This is a genomic window from Streptomyces sp. NPDC018610 (genome assembly GCF_044391765.1).
Taxonomy (GTDB): domain Bacteria; phylum Actinomycetota; class Actinomycetes; order Streptomycetales; family Streptomycetaceae; genus Streptomyces.
This window is the reverse complement of record NZ_JBISAL010000001.1, coordinates 706508-725515: the sequence shown is the minus strand read 5'-3', so window position 1 is coordinate 725515 and position 19008 is coordinate 706508. Positions and strand designations below refer to the sequence as shown.

Here is a 19008-nt window from a genome sequence, read left to right as displayed (position 1 = left end):
ACCATGTCTGGACAGGCAACGAGATCTGTACGAGGGGTGCGGGGATGCAGATCAAGCCACGGCAGCATCTGCTGGACATCTGGCGGGCCACGGCCCGTCATTCGTTCGACGACGGAAAGCTCGTCTGGGGGGACACCGACGGGCTGAGCAGCGTCGCGGACGCCGAGCGGCTGCTCTGTCTGCTGTACCCCGCCACCGAGGTCCCCGCCTTCCGCCTCGACCAGCCCGACACCACTGAGCGGGACGTCCTGCGCGCCCTGGAGGGGATCGGCAGCCGGCTGGAGATCCCGCCCAACCTGATCACCGCGCTGACCCAGTTCATGCGCACCCACACCGGCCCGGACGACAGCCCCACCTTCGCCGGCGGCCACTACTTCAAACCCTCCGATCCCAAGACCGAACTCACGCATGAGCAGGCGCAGTTGGGTGTGGTGGACTCGTACTCCATGTCCGTCACGCTCTGCCTCGCCACCCTCGGCTTCCTCAAGGTCTACGAGGGCACCACGACCCGCCCCGAGGTGCGCCGGGCGGTCGTGGAACTGCGCGAGGCCACCAACATCCGGCTGACCGCCGCGATGATCAGCCTGCTGCGCTCCTTCACCGTGAACGTCTTCGACGCCGAGTCCGAACAGGGCAGGCGGCTGATCCAGGTCATCGGGCAGAACCGGCAGTCCGACCGGGCCGTCCTCCAGCAGTTCTCCCGCCGCTTCCGCCCGCTGCGCGCCACGATCATCGAAAGCCTCACCCGCGGCATCCAGGTCGACGAGAGCATCCGCGACGAGAGTCAGCTCTTCGAGTGCGGCTGGGCCTGGGGCGTGGTGCAGGACGCGCCCAAGGTCACCGACCTCGACGTCCAGGTCCCCGGCCAGCCCGACGGCATCGCCGACCGGCTGCCCTACGTGTACTTCACCGTCGTCGCCCTCGACGGCATCCAGGACCTGTTCTCCGAGCGCACCCTCACCCTGGGCCTGCTCGACGCCGACCAGCAGAAACTCGCCGAGGCGCTGCGCCTGCGCTGGGAGCTGAGCCAGCAGTACTGGTCGGCCGTCGCCCGCTTCGGCGCCGAACGCTGGCCCCTGGAGGACCTGCCCTGGCAGACCACCGGACTGCGCCTGGAGTCCGAGTACTTCTCCCTGACCGTGGCGGCCATCCTCGTGCACGACCTGGTCCGGCGGAAGGCGACCGACGACGACCTCACCCGCACCGTCGCCATCATGGAGCGCCTGGCCGACCGCGGCCGGGTCACCAGCCGGATGACCAAGGAGGACCCCACCGTCCGGCTGCACAGCCCGGGCGTCACCATGCCGCTCGCCGGCTCCGACCGCTCCGGCGGACTGCTGCTGTGGCGGATGACCGACTTCTCCGCCCAGCTCCTCAAGCGGACGGTCCAGCTCGCGGCCCTCTCCCGCAACATCGACGCACAGGACCGCCTGCTGCGACTCGCCGAGCAGACCTTCGAACACCTGTGGGACCGGCGCATCGAGGAGGGCGACGGACTCGAACTCTGGGACGACGTACGGGCCGTCTACCCCGAGGCGCGCGGCGCCGGCCCACGCCTGTCCTGGAGCATCACCGAACGTCTCACCGAGTGCCTCGTCGCCGCCCGCAACCTCTACGAGCAACAGCCCATCCGCAGCCCCGAGCTCGCCCAGCTGGCCCGGGACCTGCTCAGCGAGGCGACCCACCTGTTCGGCAAGGAGCAGCTGGAGGCGTCCGCGGGCGCCGACGGCAGCCGGGGCCGGACCATGCGCAGCATCGAGAACCGGCTCGACCACGCCCGCGGCCTCGTCGACGAGCGGCCCGCCACCGCCTTCGCGCTCGCCCTGCCCGTGCTCCAGGAACTCGACACCCTGGCCCAGGCCAGGGGCGCCGCGGCGCAGGAGGTGTGAGCCGTGCTCGTCTTCGCCGCCTCCGACAAGGGAGGCACGGGCCGCTCGGTGACCAGCGCCAACCTGGCCTACCAGCGCGCCCTCACCGGCGACCACGTCGCCTACGTCGACTTCGACTTCGGCTCGCCGACCGCCGCGGCCGTCTTCGACGTGCCCGGCGCGATGCGCGGCACCGAGGAACGCGGACTGCACTCCTACCTGGAGGGCGAGGTCGCCGAGCCGGCCAGGATCGACGTCTGGCGTCAGACCGAGCACCCGCTGCTGCGCACCCGGCCCAACCAGTCCGGCCGCCTGGTCCTGCTCCCCGGCGACGCCGGCGGCGGCGAGTTCGCCACCGGCGAGGAGGCCTTGGAGCGGTGCATCGACCTGCTGCTGCGGCTCAACGGCGAGTTCGACGTGATCGTGGTGGACCTCAGCGCCGGCCGCAGCTACGCCGTCGACATGGTCCTGGCGGCCACCGCCCACCCCCGGATGCGCAACGTGCCCTTCCGCTGGCTGGTCTTCCACCGCTGGACCCGCCAGCACGTGATCGCCGCCGCCGGACTGGTCCACAAGGAACACGGCATCATCAAGGGCGGCGTGGAACGCGGGCACGACGAGGACGCGCTGCGTGCCGCGATCCGCTTCGTACGGGCCGCCGTGCCCGACCCGGAGTCACCGCTGTGGGCGCAGGGCTCGCCCGCCCAGGCCGCCTGGATGCAGGCCTGCGACGAGGCGCTGCGCCGGCTCGCCGCCGAGCACCGCATCGGCGACAGCGTCGTCCTCGGCATCGTGCCCCTGGAACCGATCCTCCAGTGGCGCGAACAGCTGATCACCGAGGAGGACGTGCTCTCCACCCAGATAGCCAACAAGGAGACCCTGGAGGCCCTGGAGGAGATCGCCCTGCGGCTGACGGACGACTCGTACTGGGGGCGGCCATGACGGAGGCAGTGTTCCGCGAGACCACCGCCGAACCACGCACCCAGTCGGTGCCGCTGTCCCACCTCTCCCTGGAGCTGGGACACCTCTACATGGAGGACTTCGAGGCCGGACCGCACCGGCTGCGCGAGCACTTCGCCCAGGTCCGCCCCTGGGCGGTGGCCGCCCGCGCCGCCGCCGCGGCCCGCACCGGCGGCCGCCGCCCCCGCATCAGCACCTGCTTCCTGGTCGACGACTACTTCACCCGCTTCTCCAGCCCCCGCGAACTCGTCCCGCTGCTGCTCGCCGAGGCCGACCGGGCCGGACTCGTCATCGACTACCTGGCCCGCGAGTCCGGCTGCGCCGTCACCGGCAAGGCGCCCGTCGCCCAGGCCGTGGCCGGCCGCATCGTCGAGTCCCCGCCGCCCGGCAGCTACGGCAACCGTCCGCCCGCCGCGCAGACCGGATGGCTGGCCAACGGCGAGCGCAGCCCCGTGGCCCGCGCCCCGCAGGCGATGAAGACGGCCGCCGCCTGGCAGCCGCCCAAGGAGACCGCCGCCCGCCGTCACTCCGTCTTCCTCGACGTCGAACTGTGGAGCGAGGACGCCGAGGGGCGCCGCACCTGGTCCTGCCCCTTCCTCGCCGCCGTCTGGCAGCTCGCCCGCCTCGGCCTGCTGCGCAACGAGGGCGAGCCCGTCCTCACCCCCCACCCGCACACCGGCGACACCTTCCCCGACGACTGGGACGAGCTGCCCTCGCTGGTCCGGCTCAACCCCCGCGCCGACCCGTTCGCGGCCTACCGCACCTGCTCGGTGCTGCCCACCCGGTTCCTGCCCGTCGAGCACGCCGTCCGCGTCGTCCTCGACCAGATCGAGGTGGACGCGGGGGCGCTGGGCCAGGTCGCCGAACGCTCCTCCCGCGAGGCCGTCGCCGTGCCCGACTCGGTCGCCGACCGCGTCTCCTACGTCTTCTACGCGGGGCCCTGACATGGCACGGGAGGGGAGGCCGGGACGCGAGGGGAGCGCACCGCCCGCCGTGCTCGCCTGCGGCGAGGTCCGCACCTGCCTGCTGCCCACCCGGCAGGCGCTCGACAGCCGCGCCGCCGCCCAGCTCCTCGGAGTGCGCGCCGACGAACGCGTCCTGCTCTCCGAGCGCCCCAACCTCTACGCCCGCTCGCCCGACACCCTCACCGGCGTCGACTGCCCGCTGCCCAGCGCCAACGGCGCCCGCGTCCGCGCGGTCGGCACGGTCGCCGCCCGGGCCGTGCTCACCGAGGGCCGCGTCCTGCAGACCTCCGCCCACTTCCGCGTCCCCGCCACCGGCCCCGACCAGCGGCAGCCGTGGGGCCACTACCTGGTGCGGCCCGCGCTGGTCGAGCCGTTCGGGAAGCTGCCCCACGAGGCGGTCGCCCAGGGCGTCCTCGACGGCGGCCGGCACGGCGACCTCGACGTCGGGCTCATCGCCGGCGGGCTGCTCACCCGGCTGCTGCGCCATCCCCTGCTCGACCACTGCCCGCCGCTGCGCTCCCGCCCCACCCGGCTGCGCTGGGCCGCGCTGCCCGCGCACCCGGGCTCCGGCCCCGCCATCGAGCGGTTCACCCTCGCCGAGGACGAGCTGCGCACCGTACGGCTGAGGGTCCCCGAGGGCACCGACAGCGCCGAGATCGCCGGGCTCTGCGACGACCTCGCCCTGCACGACTGGCTGCTGACCACCCTGGTCCGCATGCTCGACGGCATCGCCCTGGGCTCCGGTGCGCCGCCGGCCCGAAGCAGACCCGGGGCGCGGGACCGTCCCGCCGTCCTGGCCACGCTCCGCCCCGCCGTCGACCACTTGCTGCACCTGTGGATGCCGCGGGCCCGGGTGGCCGGGGAACTGGCCCCGCTGTGGGAGGCGCTGGAGGAGCGGCCCGGCTTCACCCGGCAGTGGCAGACGCTGGTCCAGCGCATCCGCGACCAGCTCGCCCTGCACGCCGTTCCCGCGCCGCACCGGGAGGTGGAGCCGGTTCCCTGACCGGACGCCCGACCAGAACCCCCACGCACGTCCCCGCATCCCGATCCGACGCGTATCCCAACGGGGGGAGACAGCGAGATGAGCACGGCACAGACACCCCAGCCCGAGGAGACGGCGGGCACACCGGCCACGGCCCGCGCGGCCGGCGCGCCCGCCCCCGCCACGCCGGGCGCGCCGCCGCCGTCCGGCGCCCGCGGCGGCCTCCGGGCGGCCCTGACGGCCAGGACCGCCGACGGACGCCCGGACCGCCCGGCGCCCTCCCTGTGGGCCCGCCGGGTGACGGCCGGCGCCGTACTCGGCGGCCTCGCCTGGGGTGTCACCGCGTTACTGAGCCCGGACACCGCGCTGGTCCGGCAGTCGGCGACCGCGGTGCTCTGCGCCGCCGCCGCGGTGATCGTCCAGCACGTCCTCGGCCTCGACCGGCGGGTGGAGGAGCACGCCCGGCACACGCGGAGCCTGCTGACCGAGACCGCCAACGCGCTGCGCGGCGGCCTGGACCGGCACGACGAGGAACTGCGGACCGGGCTGGCCCGCCAGTCCGAGGAGCTGCGCGGCGGCCTGGACCGGCACGACGAGGAACTGCGGACCGGGCTGGCCCGCCAGTCCGAGGAGCTGCGCGGCGGCCTGGACCGGCAGTCGGAGGAGCTGCGGGCCGGGCTCACCCGGCACGCGGAGAACATCCGGCAGCTGGTGGAGACCCGGTTCGCCGAGGTGGAGCGCTCCGCCGAGCCCTACCCGGGACCGGAGCGGGTCCGCATCGACAGCGTGCCCGAACTGGCCAAGAGCTTCGCCGAGGTGCTGGCGCCCCAGCCGCCGATCCTCTACACGTTCGTCCGCCTGGAGATGAAGCGGGTGGTCGGACACATGACCGACCTCACCAACCTGAGCGCGGAGTGCCCCGGCGAGAACCACGACTGGATGCTCTCCCTGACCCGCGCCGCCGAGCAGTCCGTCTGCGCCACCAGCACCTCCGTCGACCGGGAGTTCTGGAACAGCGAGCCGGCCAGCCGCTATCTCCAGGCGCAGCACGAGGCCATCGAGGAGCGCGGGGTGTCGGTGCGCCGGGTGTTCCTGCTGGAGAGCGCCCGCGAGCTCGACGACCGGCTGCTGCGGCTGTGCGAGGAGCAGGAACTGCTGCGCATCGAGGTGCGCGTCGCGGTCCTGCCCGAGCTGCCGCCGCACCTGCAGCGCGGCACCACCAACGACTTCATCGTCTACGACGAGGAGGCGTCGTTCGAGATCGACCAGGACCTGCGCGACGTCAACGTCCGCACCCGGCTCATCGCCCGCCAGGACCACGTCCAGGACCGGATGAAGCGCTTCCGGGAGCTGTGGGACGCCGGCATGGGCGTGCGCGAGCTGGAGGTGCGCGTCGACGACGAGGAGGACGGCACCTGGATGGTGGACCGGGGCTGAACCGGCCGCGCCGGACGCGCACCGTGCGTCGCGGCGGCGGTGCGGGTCACCGGACGGCTCAGCGGCAGTACAGATCCGTCTTCGGCCGCTGCCCGCTCGCCAGGAAGCGGGAGACGACCCGGTCGCCGCAGGCGTTGCCGTTGGCGAGGTAGGCGTCGTGGCCGGTGGAGTTCACGGTCACCATGACCGCGCGGCCGCCGAGCGCCTCGCGCAGCTTCAGCGCGCCGCTGAGCGGGGTGGCGACATCGTGCTTGTTCTGCACCAGCAGGACGTTGGCCGGCCCCTCGCCCGTGATGCGCACCGGCGCCTCCTTCGGCGCGTAGGGCCAGGCGGCGCAGAGCATCGCGTTGCGCGGCATGCCCGCGGTCAGCGGGAACTTCGCGCGGCTCTCGGCGACGTCCTTCTCGTACGCGGCGGCGCCGCGCGGCCAGGCGACGTCGTCGCACAGGGTGGCGGCGGCGACGGCGGTGACGTTCTGCAGCACGGCCTCCGGCGGGTTCGCGGGGGCGGGCGGCACCGTGCCCTGCCGCGCGGCCAGTATCAGCTTCGCGAGGGCCGGGTACTTGCTCGGCGCGTAGAGGCTGTCCAGCATGGTCTGGCGCAGCACGTCACCGTTCAGCTCCTCCGGGTTGGCGCCGGGCCAGGGGATCGGTTCCCGGTCGAGGCGGGCGGCGAGCCCCAGGAACAGCGGCCGCACGTCGGCGGCCCGCTCGGCCAGGCGGTAGGGGTTGCCGGGCTCGGCGGCCCAGGCGGCGAAGTCGGGGAAGACGTCCTCCACGCCCTGCTCGTACGCGGCGAGCCAGGCGCGGTTGACGCGGTCGGGGTCGGGGTTGTCGTTGCTGTCCAGGACGATCCGGTCGGTGTGCCGCGGGAACAGCTGGCTGTAGACGGCTCCGACGTACGTCCCGTACGACACCCCCCACGCGGAGATCCTCCGCTCGCCGAGGGCGGCCCGGATGCGGTCGATGTCGCGGGCCTCGTTCGCGGTGGTCAGGTGCTGGATCAGCGGGCCGCCGTTGCGTGCGCAGGCGTCGGCCGTGCGGCGCGCGGTGGTCATGTTGTCGTCGATCGAGCCGTCCGGGGCCGGCCAGGGGCGCAGCCGGGAGGTGGCGAGGTCGGCGTGGTCAAGCCCGCAGTCCACGGCGGTGGAGGGGGCGAGGCCGCGCGGGGCGAAGCCGATCAGGTCGTAGGCGTCGCGCACCTCCTGAGGCAGCTTCTGTCCCTTGCCGGAGGGGTCGTCGAGGCTGGTGTTGCCGGGTCCGCCCGGGATCAGCAGGAGCGCCCCGCGCCGAGCGGCCGGGTTCTCGCTCGGGATGCGCGAGACGGCGATGTCGATGAGCGGGCTGTGCGGGTCCGCGTAGTCCATGGGGACCTGGAGGGTGGCGCACTGCTGACGCGGGTCGGCGGTCGCGCCCGCGCACTTCGTCCAGGCGAGGGCGCCGTGATCAGTGGATGCGGATGCGGATGCGGATGCGGTGGCGGGCGCGGTGAGGCCGAGGACGACGGCGCAGACGCCGGCGAGGGCGGCGGTGCGGCGGGTGCGAGTGCGTGTGGAGTGCGTCATGTGACGAGCTTCACCGATCGGGACCGCCCATGGCATCCGGGCAACTGCCTGGTTTTTCAGGGGGTTTACCCCCGGGATCCCCTAGGGACGGTGGCACGCTCCGTGCTCGGGAGTGGTCCGGGGGCATGGCGGCGTACGCGACAATGGGCGTATGAGCCTGTTCCGCGACGACGGCATCGCGCCGCGCACCCAGAAGCCGGGTGCGGCGGACCGCGGCATGCCGTGCTCGCCCGGGGGACGGTCCCCGCACCCCCGGGCGGCCGGCCGCGGGGGTGTGCGATGAGCCTGTTCCGGGACGACGGCATCGTGCTGCGCACCCAGAAGCTCGGCGAGGCCGACCGCATCATCACCCTGCTCACGCGCGGGCACGGGCGGGTGCGGGCGGTGGCCCGGGGGGTGCGGCGGACGAAGTCGAAGTTCGGGGCCAGGCTCGAACCGTTCTCGCACGTGGACGTGCAGTTCTTCGCGCGGGGCGGCGAGCTGATCGGGCGCGGGCTGCCGCTGTGCACGCAGAGCGAGACCATCGCGCCGTACGGCGGCGGGATCGTCACGGACTACGCCCGCTACACCGCCGGCACCGCCATGCTGGAGACCGCCGAGCGCTTCACCGACCATGAGGGCGAGCCGGCGGTGCAGCAGTACCTGCTGCTGGTGGGCGCCCTGCGCACGCTGGCCCGGGGCGAGCACGCCCCGCACCTCGTCCTGGACGCGTTCCTGCTGCGCTCGCTCGCCGTCAACGGCTACGCGCCGAGCTTCGGCGACTGCGCCCGGTGCGGGATGCCCGGGCCCAACCGGTTCTTCTCGGTGGCCTCCGGCGGCTCGGTCTGCGTCGACTGCCGGGTGCCCGGCAGTGTCGTACCCTCGCCGCAGACGCTCGCCCTGCTCGGCGCGCTGCTCACCGGGGACTGGGCGACCGCGGACGCCTGCGAGCCGCGGTACGTGCGGGAGGGCAGCGGGCTGGTGTCCGCCTATCTCCACTGGCACCTGGAGCGCGGCCTGCGCTCCCTTCGGTACGTGGAAAAGTAAGCAAGACGAGGGAGACGAGGAGCACATGGCCGTACGCGGGATCCTTGGGGGCCGGCGGCGCGATTACAGGGCGCCGGAACCGCATCCGTCCGGCGCCAGGCCGCCGAAGCTCCCCGGCGAGCTGGTTCCCGAGCACGTGGCGATCGTCATGGACGGCAACGGGCGCTGGGCCAAGGAACGGGGCCTGCCGCGCACCGAGGGGCACAAGGTCGGCGCGGAACGCGTGCTGGACGTGCTCCAGGGCTCGATCGAGATCGGCGTGCGCAACATCTCCCTGTACGCCTTCTCCACCGAGAACTGGAAGCGCTCGCCCGACGAGGTGCGCTTCCTGATGAACTTCAACCGCGACTTCATCCGCAAGACCCGCGACCAGCTCGACGCGCTGGGCATCCGGGTGCGCTGGGTGGGCCGGATGCCCCGGCTGTGGAAGTCGGTCGCCAAGGAGCTCCAGGTCGCCCAGGAACAGACCAAGGGCAACGACCTGCTCACGCTGTACTTCTGCATGAACTACGGCGGCCGGGCCGAGCTCGCGGACGCGGCGAAGGCGATGGCCGAGGACGTGGCGGCGGGCCGCCTGGACCCGTCGAAGGTCAGCGAGAAGACCATCCAGAAGTACCTGTACTACCCGGACATGCCGGACGTGGATCTGTTCCTGCGCCCGAGCGGCGAGCAGCGCACCTCCAACTACCTGTTGTGGCAGAGCGCGTACGCCGAGATGGTGTTCCAGGACGTGCTGTGGCCGGACTTCGACCGCCGCGACCTGTGGCGGGCGTGCTTGGAGTTCGCCTCCCGTGACCGCCGCTTCGGCGGCGCGATCCCGAACGAGGAGCTGCTGGCGATGGAGGGCCGCTCCGAGGAGGGCTGACGCCGATGCCGGGACCCGCGCTCCGGAAGGGGCGCGGGGAATCGCGCGCCCCCCGCCGGGGACCCGCACCCCGCGTCCGGCGAGCACCCCGACGGCGCTCACCGGTCCGGGCTCAGCCCGCGGAGCAGTCCGCGCAGGTGCCGAAGATCTCCACCGTGTGGGCGACGTTGACGTAGCCGTGTTCCGCGGCGATCGCCTCGGCCCACTTCTCCACCGCCGGGCCCTCGACCTCGACGGCCTTGCCGCAGACGCGGCAGACGAGGTGGTGGTGGTGCTCGCCGCTGGAGCAGCGGCGGTAGACGGACTCGCCGTCGGAGGTGCGCAGCACGTCGACCTCGCCGGCGTCGGCGAGGGACTGCAGGGTGCGGTAGACCGTGGTCAGGCCCACGGAGTCGCCCTTGTGCTTGAGCATGTCGTGCAGCTCCTGGGCGCTGCGGAACTCGTCGACCTCGTCGAGGGCCGCGGCGACAGCGGCGCGCTGCCGGGTGGCGCGGCCCTTCACGGGCGGTCCTGCGGTGGTCACCGGTTGCCTCCTCATTCCGCTGCGCCTGCCGGGGCCATTGTGCCAGCCCGGGCCGCGCGCGGTCAGACGCCGACTCCGTCGGAGGGCTCCCGGGTGGCCGGAATCGCGTACTCGGCCGCCTCCCCGGCGGGCCGCGCGGCGGCGAGCGCCCGGGCGCGGCGGCGGGCGAGCGGGGCGGCGAGGGCGGTGAGGGCGATGAACGCGGCGATGGTCAGCAGCACGATCGTCGGACCGGGCGGCACGTACTGGTAGTACGAGGTGACGGTGCCGCCGACGGTGGCCCCGATGCCGAGGGCGACGGCGATCGCGAAGGTGGCGGCGAAGGAGCGGGTGAGCTGCTGGGCGGCGGCGACGGGCACGACCATGAGAGCGGAGACCAGGATCAGGCCGACGACCCGCATGGCGACGGTGACGGTGACCGCGGCGGTGACGGCGACGAGGAGGTTCAGGGCGCGCACGGGCAGCCCCGTGACCCGTGCGAACTCCTCGTCCTGGCTGACCGCGAACAGTTGGCGGCGCAGCCCGAGGGTGACCGCGACGACGAACGCGGCCAGGACGGAGATCGCCGTCACGTCCTCGGGGGAGACGGTGGACAGTGAGCCGAAGAGGTAGGAGTTGAGGTTGGCGTTGGAGCCGCCCGGCGCCAGGTTCACGAACATCACGCCGCCGGCCATGCCGCCGTAGAAGAGCATGGCGAGGGCGATGTCGCCGCGGGTGCGGCCGTACCAGCGGATGAGCTCCATCAGCACCGCGCCGAGCGCGGAGACCGCGGTGGCCATCCATACCGGCGAGGTGTTCAGCAGGAAGCCGAGGCCGACGCCGGTCATGGCGACGTGGCCGATGCCGTCGCCCATCAGGGGCTGGCGGCGCTGCACGAGGTAGATGCCGATGGCGGGGCCGGTGACGCCGACCAGGACGGCGGCGAGCAGGGCCCGCTGCATGAAGGCGTAGTCCAGGAGTTCCATCAGCTCAGCAGTCCTGTGCGGATCGGATCGGCGCCGGAGGCGGCGGCGTGGGAATCGAGGCAGTGGTGCGAAGCACCTCCGCCAAGGGCGGTGGTGGGCGACGGGTGGTGGTGGCCGGGCTGGGGGTCTCCCCCGCTCGCACGCGGCTGAGAGCCCGGGGGAGTGCCGGCCGCGGCCTTCGGGGGCGGTCCGTCGTGGACGACGCGGCCGTCGCGCAGGACGACCGCCCGGTCGATCAGCGGTTCCAGCGGGCCGAGTTCGTGCAGGACCAGCAGCACCGTCGCCCCGGCCGCGAGCTGGTCGCGCAGGGTGTCGGCCAGGACCCCCTGGCTGGCCAGGTCGACGCCGGCCATCGGCTCGTCCATGATCAGCAGCTCGGGTTCGCAGGCCAGGGCGCGGGCGATGAGGACGCGCTGCTGCTGGCCGCCGGAGAGGGCGAACGCGGAGTCCTTGGCGCGGTCGGCCATGCCGACCGATTCCAGGGCCCGGTGCACGGCTTCCCGGTCGGCCCTGCGGAACAGGCCGAAGCGGGTGCGGGCGAGCCGGCCGGAGGAGACGATCTCGCTGACGGTGGCCGTGACGCCGGAGGCGGCGGTGGTGCGCTGCGGGACGTAGCCCACCCGTGCCCAGTCCCGGAAGCGTTCGCGGGGGGTGCCGAACAGCTCGATCTGGCCGGCGGCGGCCGGCACCTGGCCGATGACGGTGCGCACGGCCGTGGACTTGCCCGAGCCGTTGGCGCCGAGCAGGGCGACCACCTCGCCGCGGCGGACGGTGAGGTCGATGCCGCGCAGTACGGGCCGGCCGCCGAGGTCGGCGCGGACACCGCGCAGGGATATGACGGGCTCGTCCATGCTGTCGTCCTCCTTCGTCGTCCTCACCGGGCGCCCAGGGCCTGGCGCAGGGCCTTGAGGTTGGCTTCCTGGACCGTGAGGTAGTCGGTGCCGCGGGACTTCTTCGTGATGCCCTCGATCGGGTCGAGGACGTCGGTGCGCAGGCCGGCGTCGTGGGCGACGGTCCTGGCGGTCCTGTCGCTGACGAGGGTCTCGTAGAAGACGGTGGTGACGCCGTCGGCCTTCGCCATCCGCTCCAGGTCCTTGATCCGGGCGATGCTCGGCTCCGACTCGGGGTCGAGGCCGTTGATGGCCTCCTCGGTCAGGCCGTAGCGCTCGGCGAGGTAGCCGAAGGCGGCGTGCGTGGTGATGAAGACCTTGGTGCCGGTGTGGGCGAGGCCGTCCCTGAACCGCTTGTCCAGGTCGTCGAGCCGCTCGACGAGGGCGGCGGTGTTGGCGCGGTAGTCGGCGGCGTGCTTCGGGTCGCCCTTCTCGAAGGCCTTGCCGACGCCCTCGGCGATCTGGGCGTAGCGCACCGGGTCGAGCCAGACGTGCGGGTCCTTGCCGCCGCTCTCCTCGCCCTCGTGGGTGTCGCGGGCGGCGGCGTGGCCGCCGACCTCGTTGCCGTGCTCCTCCAGCGTGGTGAGGGCGGCGGCGTCGATCCGCGTCTTCGGGCCGGACTGGTCCACGGCCTTGTCGACGGCGGGCTGGAGGCCCTTGAGGTAGAGGACGGCGTCGGACTCCTGGAGCTGCCCGGTCTGCCGGGCGCTGATCTCCAGGTCGTGGGGTTCCTGGCCGGGCTCGGTGAGGCTGGTGACGTGGACGTGGTCGCCGCCGATCCGCTCGGCGAGGAAGGCCATCGGATAGAACGACGCGACGACGTCGTACTTGTCCGTGTTGCCGGCGGCGGCGTCGGCGGAGGAGCAGGCGGTCAGGGTTCCGAGCCCGAGGGCGGCGACGGCCGCGACCGCGGTCCCCGATATGAGGCGTCGTCGTGCGTTCATGACAGTCATTTTCAACAAAAATGGAAACCGTTGTCAACAAGCTCGGCGAGAGGTCCCGGACGGACTCCGGAAGGCCCCGTAACAGGCACCGATTTGATTGAGGGGCGACCTGCGCCGGTACTCTGAAGCATTCGCTCTGAAGCGTCTCGCTTCGCCCGCCCGTCTCCCGACCACCACCCCCCATCGAGGCGCTTCGCGCCACACCAGTCAGTCACCGTCGTCGTAATGAAGAGAGCACCGTGGCCGCCGACAAGATCGACACCATCGTCAGCCTGAGCAAGCGCCGTGGCTTCGTATTCCCCTGCAGTGAGATCTACGGCGGTCAGCGCGCCGCCTGGGACTACGGGCCGCTGGGTGTCGAGCTCAAGGAGAACCTCAAGCGCCAGTGGTGGCGCTACATGGTGACGTCCCGCGAGGACGTGGTCGGCATCGACTCGTCCGTGATCCTGGCCCCCGAGGTCTGGGTGGCCTCCGGTCACGTCGCCACCTTCACGGACCCGCTGACCGAGTGCACCGCCTGTCACAAGCGGTTCCGCGCGGACCACCTGGAGGAGGCGTACGAGGAGAAGAAGGGGCACGCCCCGGAGAACGGCCTCGCCGACCTCAACTGCCCCAACTGCGGCAACAAGGGCCAGTTCACCGAGCCCAAGCAGTTCTCGGGCCTGCTCTCCACCCACCTCGGCCCCACCCAGGACTCCGGCTCCGTCGCCTACCTGCGCCCGGAGACCGCCCAGGGCATCTTCACCAACTTCGCCCAGGTGCAGACCACCTCGCGCCGCAAGCCGCCGTTCGGCATCGCCCAGATGGGCAAGTCGTTCCGCAACGAGATCACGCCGGGCAACTTCATCTTCCGCACCCGCGAGTTCGAGCAGATGGAGATGGAGTTCTTCGTCAAGCCGGGCGAGGACGAGCAGTGGCAGGAGTACTGGATGGAGCAGCGCTGGAACTGGTACACCGGTCTCGGCCTGCGTGAAGAGAACATGCGCTGGTACGAGCACCCCAAGGAGAAGCTCTCCCACTACTCCAAGCGCACCGCCGACATCGAGTACCGCTTCCAGTTCGGCGGCAGCGAGTGGGGCGAGCTGGAGGGTGTCGCCAACCGCACCGACTACGACCTCGGCGCCCACGCCAAGGCCTCCGGCCAGGACCTCTCCTACTTCGACCAGGAGGCCCAGGAGCGCTGGACGCCGTACGTCATCGAGCCCGCGGCCGGCGTCGGCCGGGCGATGCTCGCCTTCCTGCTCGACGCCTACGTCGAGGACGAGGCGCCCAACGCCAAGGGCAAGATGGAGAAGCGCACGGTGCTGCGCCTGGACCACCGGCTGGCCCCGGTGAAGGTCGCGGTGCTGCCGCTGTCCCGCAACCCCGAGCTGTCCCCGAAGGCCAAGGGCCTGGCCCAGACGCTGCGTCAGAACTGGAACATCGAGTTCGACGACGCCGGCGCCATCGGCCGCCGCTACCGCCGTCAGGACGAGATCGGCACGCCTTACTGCGTGACCGTCGACTTCGACACCCTGGACGACAACGCGGTCACCGTCCGCGAGCGTGACTCGATGAAGCAGGAGCGGGTGTCGCTCGACCAGATCGAGGGGTACCTGGCGCAGCGGCTCGTGGGCTGCTGACGGTCCGTCGCCTACGCCGTACCGGGGGCTGCGCCCCCGGACCCGCGTCCTTCGCCCGCCCTCCAGCCGACTCGGTCGGCCGGAGGGCGGGCGTCTGCGTGGGGCGGCCGGGCCGGCGGTGCGGCGCGGCCCGGGGGGCGGGCTGCCGGCCGGTGGCGGTCAGCGGCCCTGGAGGGCCTTCACGTTGTCGCCGAAGGTCCAGTTCTTCGAGCCGTCCCAGTTGAGCGACCAGGTCATCAGGCCCTTGAGGGAGCCGCCGAAGTGGCTCCAGGCCTGGGAGACCAGGGACGGGGACATGTAGCCGCCGCCCGCGCCGGGCTGGGCCGGCAGGCCGGGGACCTGCTTGTCGTAGGGCACCTTGATCGTGGTGCCCTGGACCACCAGGCCCTTGTTCAGGCAGTCGGTCTGGGCGGTGAAGCCCTGCACGGTGCCGGCCGAGTACGAGTCGCCGGAGCAGCCGTACATGCTGCCGTTGTAGTACTGCATGTTGAGCCACCACAGGCGACCGTTGTCGGCGTACTTCTTGATGATCGGCAGGTAGGCGCCCCAGATCGAGCCGTAGACGATGCTGCCGCCGGTGACGTAGGCGGTCTCCGGGGCCATCGTGAGGCCGAAGTTCGACGGCATCTGGGCGAGGATCCCGTCGATGACGCGGATCAGGTTCGCCTGGGAGGTGGAGAGCCGGCCGATGCTGCCGCTGCCGGTCAGGCCGGTCTCGATGTCGATGTCGATGCCGTCGAAGTTGTACTTCTTCAGGATCGGCACGACGGTCGCCACGAACCGGTCCGCCACCGTCTGCGAACTCAGGTCGATGCCGGCCGTCGCGCCGCCGATGGAGAGCAGGATCGTCTGCCCGGACGCCTTGGCCGCGCACATCTCGGCGGGCGTGGGCACCTTCACGCCGGTGTCCATGCCGTCCTCCCACAGCGCCGTCCCGTCGGAGCGGATGACCGGGAAGGCCGCGTTCAGCACGTTGTAGCCGTGCGCGGCGATGCGGGAGTCGGTGATCGGGGTCCAGCCGAAGGGCGGGTGGACGCCGTTGGCGGAGCCGTCCCAGTTCTCCCAGTAGCCCTGGAGGACCTTGCCGGCGGGCCGCGACTTCACGGCGCAGGTGTCGGCCGCGGCCGCGGCGGGCGCGGCGCCGGCGGGGACGGCCGAGGCGGCGGGCGCGAGGGCCAGCGCGAGCGGGGCGAGACAGGCGCTCGCCAGGGTGGCGGCGAGCAGACGGAGTCTGCGGCGGATCATGCGGAGCCTCCCGGTGGGGGTGCGGTGAGGGATCGGGGCAGTGATGTCGCAGACATGACATTCCTATGGTCCAGACCTTTCGTCAAGAGGTCTGGACCAGCTGGCGCGGGCACCGTCGATAACACATGACAGATGACAGATATTGAAAACTGTCAGCTGTCATGCCAGGATGGGTACACGTCCTCCCGAGACACCCCGAAGGAGCTCTCATGGACACCCGTCACCTCGGCACCACCGGCCCCCAGGTCTCCGCCCTCGGCCTCGGCTGCATGGGCATGTCCGGGATGTACGGCGACGCCGACCGCGCCGAGTCGATCGCCACCATCCACGCCGCCCTGGAGGCCGGCGTCACACTGCTGGACACCGGCGACTTCTACGGCATGGGCCACAACGAACTGCTGATCGGCGAGGCCCTGCGCGCCGCCCCGGCCGCGTCCCGCGAGAACGCGCTGCTCAGCGTGAAGTTCGGCGCGCTGCGCGACCCGGACGGCGGCTGGTCCGGCTTCGACGGCCGCCCCGCCGCCGTGAAGAACTTCGCCGCCTACTCCCTCCAGCGCCTGGGCGTCGACCACATCGACGTCTACCGCCTCTCCCGCCTCGACCCGGACGTGCCGATCGAGGAGACCGTCGGCGCCATCGCCGAACTGGTCGAGAAGGGCTGGGTCCGGCACATCGGGCTCAGCGAGGTCGGCGCCGGGACCATCCGCCGGGCCGCCGCCACCGCCCCGATCACCGACCTCCAGATCGAGTACGCGCTGATCTCCCGCGGCCCCGAGAAGGAGATCCTGCCCACCCTGCGCGAACTGGGCATCGCCGTCACCGCGTACGGCGTGCTCTCGCGTGGCCTGATCTCGGGCCACCTCTCCCGGGAACAGCAGTTCGCCGCGAGCGACTTCCGCGCCTTCTCGCCCCGTTTCCAGGGCGACAACCTGCGGCACAACCTCTCCCTCGTCGACTCCCTGAGGAAGATCGCCGACCAGAAGGGCGCCACCGTCGCGCAGATCGCCATCGCCTGGGTGCTCTCGCGCGGCGAGGACATCGTCCCGCTGATCGGCGCCCGCACCCGCGAACGGCTGGACGAGGCGCTCGGCGCGCTGGAGGTGACCCTCACCGAGGCCGACCTCGCCGCGATCGAGGCAGCCGTCCCGGCCGGCGCCGCGGCGGGCGAGCGCTACGCGCCGGCCCAGATGGCCATGCTCGACAGCGAGCGCTGACCACCGTCCGGCAACGGCGGACACCGCTGCGGGTACGGTCTATGCCATGTCACCCAGCACCGAGACCCTGACCGCCGAGCGCATCCTCGAGGCGACCGAGGAAGTGCTGCGCCGCCACGGACCGGCGAAGGCCACCGTGGTGGACGTGGCTCGCGCGCTCGGGGTCAGCCACGGCAGCGTCTACCGGCACTTCCGCACCAAGGCGGCGCTGCGGGAGGCCGTGACGAAACGGTGGCTGGACCGGACGTCGGACGCCCTGGCCGGCATCGCCGCCGCCGACCGCGACGCCGGGGAGCGGCTGCGCGACTGGTTCCGGGCCCTGTTCGAGGCCAAGCGGCACAAGGCGGGCGACGACCCCGAGATGTTCGCCACGTACTCGGTCCTCGCCGGCGAGAGCGGCGAGGTGGTCGGCGAGCACATCGACGACCTGACCGGCCAGCTGACCGGGATCGTCGAGGCCGGTGTCGCCGCGGGCGCCTTCACGGCCGCCGACCCGGCGGCCGCGGCGCGGGCCCTCTTCCACGCCACCGGCCGCTTCCACGACCCCTGCTACGCACGGGAGTGGACGCGGCCGGGCGTCGAGGACGAGTTCACCGCCGTCCTGGACCTGCTGCTGCGGGGCCTGCGGGCGTAGGGCGTGTTTCGGACGTGGCGTCGTCCGCGCGGAGAGCCGGACGGGACTTCCCGAACACGCCCTGGCCCCCTCGCGGTTACGCCCCCTTACGCCGTCGCCCGCCAGAAGGCGCGCATCAGCGGGAGCGGGGCCGGGCTCGTCATGGACACCTGGGTGAGCAGGATCGTCACCTTGCCGGTGGCGGGGACGATGTGCGCGGTGGTGCCGGTGCCGCCGACCCAGCCGTAGCGGCCGGGGACGTTCCACGGGTCGACGGGGGCGACGTCGACGCTGCCGCCGTAGCCCCAGCCCTGGCCCTCCAGGAAGAGCGGGACGCGCTCGCGCTGGGCGGCGGTCAGATGGTCGGTGGTCATCCGGCGCACCGAGCCGGGGCCGAGCAGACGGCGGCCGCCCGCCGTGCCGCCGCCGAGCAGCATCCTGGCGAAGGCCAGCAGGTCGTCCGCCGTGGAGACCAGACCCCCGCCGCCCGAGGGGAACACCGGCGTGCGGGTCCAGTCGCCGTCCGGCCCGTCCACCAGCTCCAGGCCGTTCGCCCCGGCCGGGCGGTAGAGGCTGGTGAAACGGTCCCGCTCGCCCGCCGGGACCTCGAACGCCGTGTCCCGCATGCCCAGCGGCGCGAAGATCCGCTCGGCGAGGAACTCGGGGAGCGGACGCCCCGAGGCGCGGGCGACCAGGATGCCCTGGAGGGCGGAGGAGGTGCCGTACAGCCAGGCCTCGCCCGGCTGGTGCAGCAGCGGGATCCGGGACAGCCGGTCCAGCCAGACGTCCGGCTCCGGCCAGTCCTGCAGGGCCAGGCCGTGGTCCTGCACCTCGGACAGGGCCCGGACGGCCGGGAGGGAGAAGTCGTCGGCGAGGCCCCAGCCGGCGCGCGAGCTGAGCAGGTCCTCGACGGTGATCGGACGGGCGAGGGACACCACGTCGTCCACCGGGCCCGCCGGGTCCCGTACGACCACCGGCTCCGCCAGCTCCGGCAGCCACTTCGCCACCGGGTCGGCGAGCGCGACCACCCCGTCCTCCACCAGCAGCAGCACGGCCGCCGCCGTGATCGGCTTGGTGAGCGAGGCGATCCGGAAGATCGTCTCCCGGCTCATGGGGGCGGTCCCGGCGGTGTCCACCGAGCCCACCGCCACCACTTCCACGTCGTCGCCGCGGGCCACCAGGCCCACCGCTCCCGGCGCCGTCCCCTCGTCCACCTGCCGCCGCAGCATGTCGTGCAGTGCGCTCATCGCCCCGGCCCCGCCTTCTCTTCGGTCGCTGTCCGTCGCCCGTACGACTCCCGCCACCGCGGAAAGTCACCGCAGCGG

Annotated in this window: 17 protein-coding genes; 10 read left to right on the top strand and 7 right to left on the bottom strand. The window is 72.6% G+C overall.

Going from position 1 to position 19008, the window contains the following annotated elements:
* Positions 1–44: 44 nt before the first annotated feature.
* The 5 genes from ACH5A8_RS03245 to ACH5A8_RS03225 all read left to right on the top strand — a co-directional run bounded on the left by ACH5A8_RS03245 (position 45) and on the right by ACH5A8_RS03225 (position 6212).
* Complete coding sequence (locus tag ACH5A8_RS03245; protein WP_398997361.1) at positions 45–1889, top strand: SCO2524 family protein; 1845 nt, start codon at positions 45–47, stop codon at positions 1887–1889.
* 3 nt (positions 1890–1892) lie between these two features.
* A complete protein-coding gene (locus ACH5A8_RS03240; protein ID WP_398997359.1) occupies positions 1893–2810 on the top strand; it encodes an SCO2523 family variant P-loop protein in 918 nt (305 codons plus the stop codon).
* Positions 2807–3772, top strand: coding sequence for an SCO2522 family protein (locus ACH5A8_RS03235; RefSeq protein WP_398997357.1), 966 nt, complete (start codon positions 2807–2809; stop codon positions 3770–3772). Before ACH5A8_RS03240 ends, ACH5A8_RS03235 begins: the two co-directional genes overlap by 4 nt.
* Position 3773: 1 nt before the next feature.
* The gene (locus tag ACH5A8_RS03230; RefSeq protein WP_398997356.1) at positions 3774–4796 is read left to right on the top strand and encodes an SCO2521 family protein; all 1023 of its coding nucleotides are present in this window, start codon (positions 3774–3776) and stop codon (positions 4794–4796) included.
* Positions 4797–4874: 78 nt separating this feature from the next.
* Positions 4875–6212 (top strand): hypothetical protein, encoded by a 1338-nt coding sequence (locus tag ACH5A8_RS03225; protein WP_398997354.1) that lies wholly within the window; start codon positions 4875–4877, stop codon positions 6210–6212.
* Between the two features lie 58 nt (positions 6213–6270).
* Here ACH5A8_RS03225 and ACH5A8_RS03220 read toward each other — a convergent pair whose 3' ends face one another.
* Positions 6271–7776 (bottom strand): alpha/beta hydrolase, encoded by a 1506-nt coding sequence (locus ACH5A8_RS03220; protein WP_398997352.1) that lies wholly within the window; start codon positions 7774–7776, stop codon positions 6271–6273.
* A gap of 279 nt (positions 7777–8055) precedes the next feature.
* On the opposite strand from ACH5A8_RS03220, the gene recO reads away from it, so the two are divergent.
* Both recO and ACH5A8_RS03210 read left to right on the top strand, forming a co-directional pair.
* Positions 8056–8802 carry a DNA repair protein RecO gene (gene recO / locus ACH5A8_RS03215; protein ID WP_398997350.1) on the top strand — a complete coding sequence of 249 codons (747 nt, stop codon included), beginning with the start codon at positions 8056–8058 and terminating at the stop codon, positions 8800–8802.
* A 25-nt stretch (positions 8803–8827) separates the two neighbouring features.
* Entirely contained in the window at positions 8828–9667 is an 840-nt protein-coding gene (locus tag ACH5A8_RS03210; protein ID WP_398997348.1) for an isoprenyl transferase, read from the top strand.
* Between the two features lie 112 nt (positions 9668–9779).
* Here ACH5A8_RS03210 and ACH5A8_RS03205 read toward each other — a convergent pair whose 3' ends face one another.
* From ACH5A8_RS03205 to ACH5A8_RS03190, 4 genes are all read right to left on the bottom strand, one after another.
* Entirely contained in the window at positions 9780–10190 is a 411-nt protein-coding gene (locus ACH5A8_RS03205; protein WP_398997347.1) for a Fur family transcriptional regulator, read from the bottom strand.
* A gap of 62 nt (positions 10191–10252) precedes the next feature.
* Positions 10253–11155 (bottom strand): metal ABC transporter permease, encoded by a 903-nt coding sequence (locus tag ACH5A8_RS03200; protein WP_398997345.1) that lies wholly within the window; start codon positions 11153–11155, stop codon positions 10253–10255.
* Positions 11155–12006: a metal ABC transporter ATP-binding protein gene (locus ACH5A8_RS03195; protein WP_398997343.1), complete on the bottom strand. Its 852-nt coding sequence runs from the start codon at positions 12004–12006 to the stop codon at positions 11155–11157. The genes ACH5A8_RS03200 and ACH5A8_RS03195 overlap by 1 nt, the downstream gene beginning before the upstream one ends.
* A 23-nt stretch (positions 12007–12029) precedes the next feature.
* On the bottom strand, positions 12030–12989 hold the full coding sequence (locus ACH5A8_RS03190) for a metal ABC transporter substrate-binding protein (protein WP_398997341.1): 960 nt from the start codon (positions 12987–12989) through the stop codon (positions 12030–12032).
* 239 nt (positions 12990–13228) lie between these two features.
* Between ACH5A8_RS03190 and ACH5A8_RS03185 the strand changes: the two genes are divergently transcribed.
* On the top strand, positions 13229–14611 hold the full coding sequence (locus tag ACH5A8_RS03185; protein ID WP_398997338.1) for a glycine--tRNA ligase: 1383 nt from the start codon (positions 13229–13231) through the stop codon (positions 14609–14611).
* Between the two features lie 159 nt (positions 14612–14770).
* Here the strand turns inward: ACH5A8_RS03185 and ACH5A8_RS03180 are convergent, their stop codons facing one another.
* Entirely contained in the window at positions 14771–15856 is a 1086-nt protein-coding gene (locus ACH5A8_RS03180; protein ID WP_398997336.1) for a chitinase, read from the bottom strand.
* 209 nt (positions 15857–16065) lie between these two features.
* On the opposite strand from ACH5A8_RS03180, the gene ACH5A8_RS03175 reads away from it, so the two are divergent.
* Together ACH5A8_RS03175 and ACH5A8_RS03170 are read left to right on the top strand one after the other, a co-directional pair.
* Positions 16066–17070, top strand: a complete 1005-nt coding sequence (locus ACH5A8_RS03175; protein WP_398997334.1) for an aldo/keto reductase — start codon at positions 16066–16068, stop codon at positions 17068–17070.
* A gap of 46 nt (positions 17071–17116) precedes the next feature.
* Positions 17117–17704, top strand: coding sequence for a TetR family transcriptional regulator (locus tag ACH5A8_RS03170; protein ID WP_398997332.1), 588 nt, complete (start codon positions 17117–17119; stop codon positions 17702–17704).
* 86 nt (positions 17705–17790) lie between these two features.
* Here ACH5A8_RS03170 and ACH5A8_RS03165 read toward each other — a convergent pair whose 3' ends face one another.
* A complete protein-coding gene (locus tag ACH5A8_RS03165) occupies positions 17791–18930 on the bottom strand; it encodes a serine hydrolase domain-containing protein (RefSeq protein WP_398997330.1) in 1140 nt (379 codons plus the stop codon).
* Positions 18931–19008 lie beyond the last annotated feature (78 nt).

Coding starts and splice junctions, on each gene's coding strand:
- ACH5A8_RS03245 (WP_398997361.1), top strand. CDS start 45: ATGCAGATCAAGCCACGGCAGCATCTGCTGGACATCTGGCGGGCCACG.
- ACH5A8_RS03165 (WP_398997330.1), bottom strand. CDS start 18,930: ATGAGCGCACTGCACGACATGCTGCGGCGGCAGGTGGACGAGGGGACG.
- ACH5A8_RS03210 (WP_398997348.1), top strand. CDS start 8,828: ATGGCCGTACGCGGGATCCTTGGGGGCCGGCGGCGCGATTACAGGGCG.
- ACH5A8_RS03170 (WP_398997332.1), top strand. CDS start 17,117: ATGTCACCCAGCACCGAGACCCTGACCGCCGAGCGCATCCTCGAGGCG.
- recO (WP_398997350.1), top strand. CDS start 8,056: ATGAGCCTGTTCCGGGACGACGGCATCGTGCTGCGCACCCAGAAGCTC.
- ACH5A8_RS03200 (WP_398997345.1), bottom strand. CDS start 11,155: ATGGAACTCCTGGACTACGCCTTCATGCAGCGGGCCCTGCTCGCCGCC.
- ACH5A8_RS03225 (WP_398997354.1), top strand. CDS start 4,875: ATGAGCACGGCACAGACACCCCAGCCCGAGGAGACGGCGGGCACACCG.
- ACH5A8_RS03175 (WP_398997334.1), top strand. CDS start 16,066: ATGGACACCCGTCACCTCGGCACCACCGGCCCCCAGGTCTCCGCCCTC.
- ACH5A8_RS03195 (WP_398997343.1), bottom strand. CDS start 12,006: ATGGACGAGCCCGTCATATCCCTGCGCGGTGTCCGCGCCGACCTCGGC.
- ACH5A8_RS03180 (WP_398997336.1), bottom strand. CDS start 15,856: ATGATCCGCCGCAGACTCCGTCTGCTCGCCGCCACCCTGGCGAGCGCC.
- ACH5A8_RS03190 (WP_398997341.1), bottom strand. CDS start 12,989: ATGAACGCACGACGACGCCTCATATCGGGGACCGCGGTCGCGGCCGTC.
- ACH5A8_RS03230 (WP_398997356.1), top strand. CDS start 3,774: ATGGCACGGGAGGGGAGGCCGGGACGCGAGGGGAGCGCACCGCCCGCC.
- ACH5A8_RS03220 (WP_398997352.1), bottom strand. CDS start 7,776: ATGACGCACTCCACACGCACTCGCACCCGCCGCACCGCCGCCCTCGCC.
- ACH5A8_RS03235 (WP_398997357.1), top strand. CDS start 2,807: ATGACGGAGGCAGTGTTCCGCGAGACCACCGCCGAACCACGCACCCAG.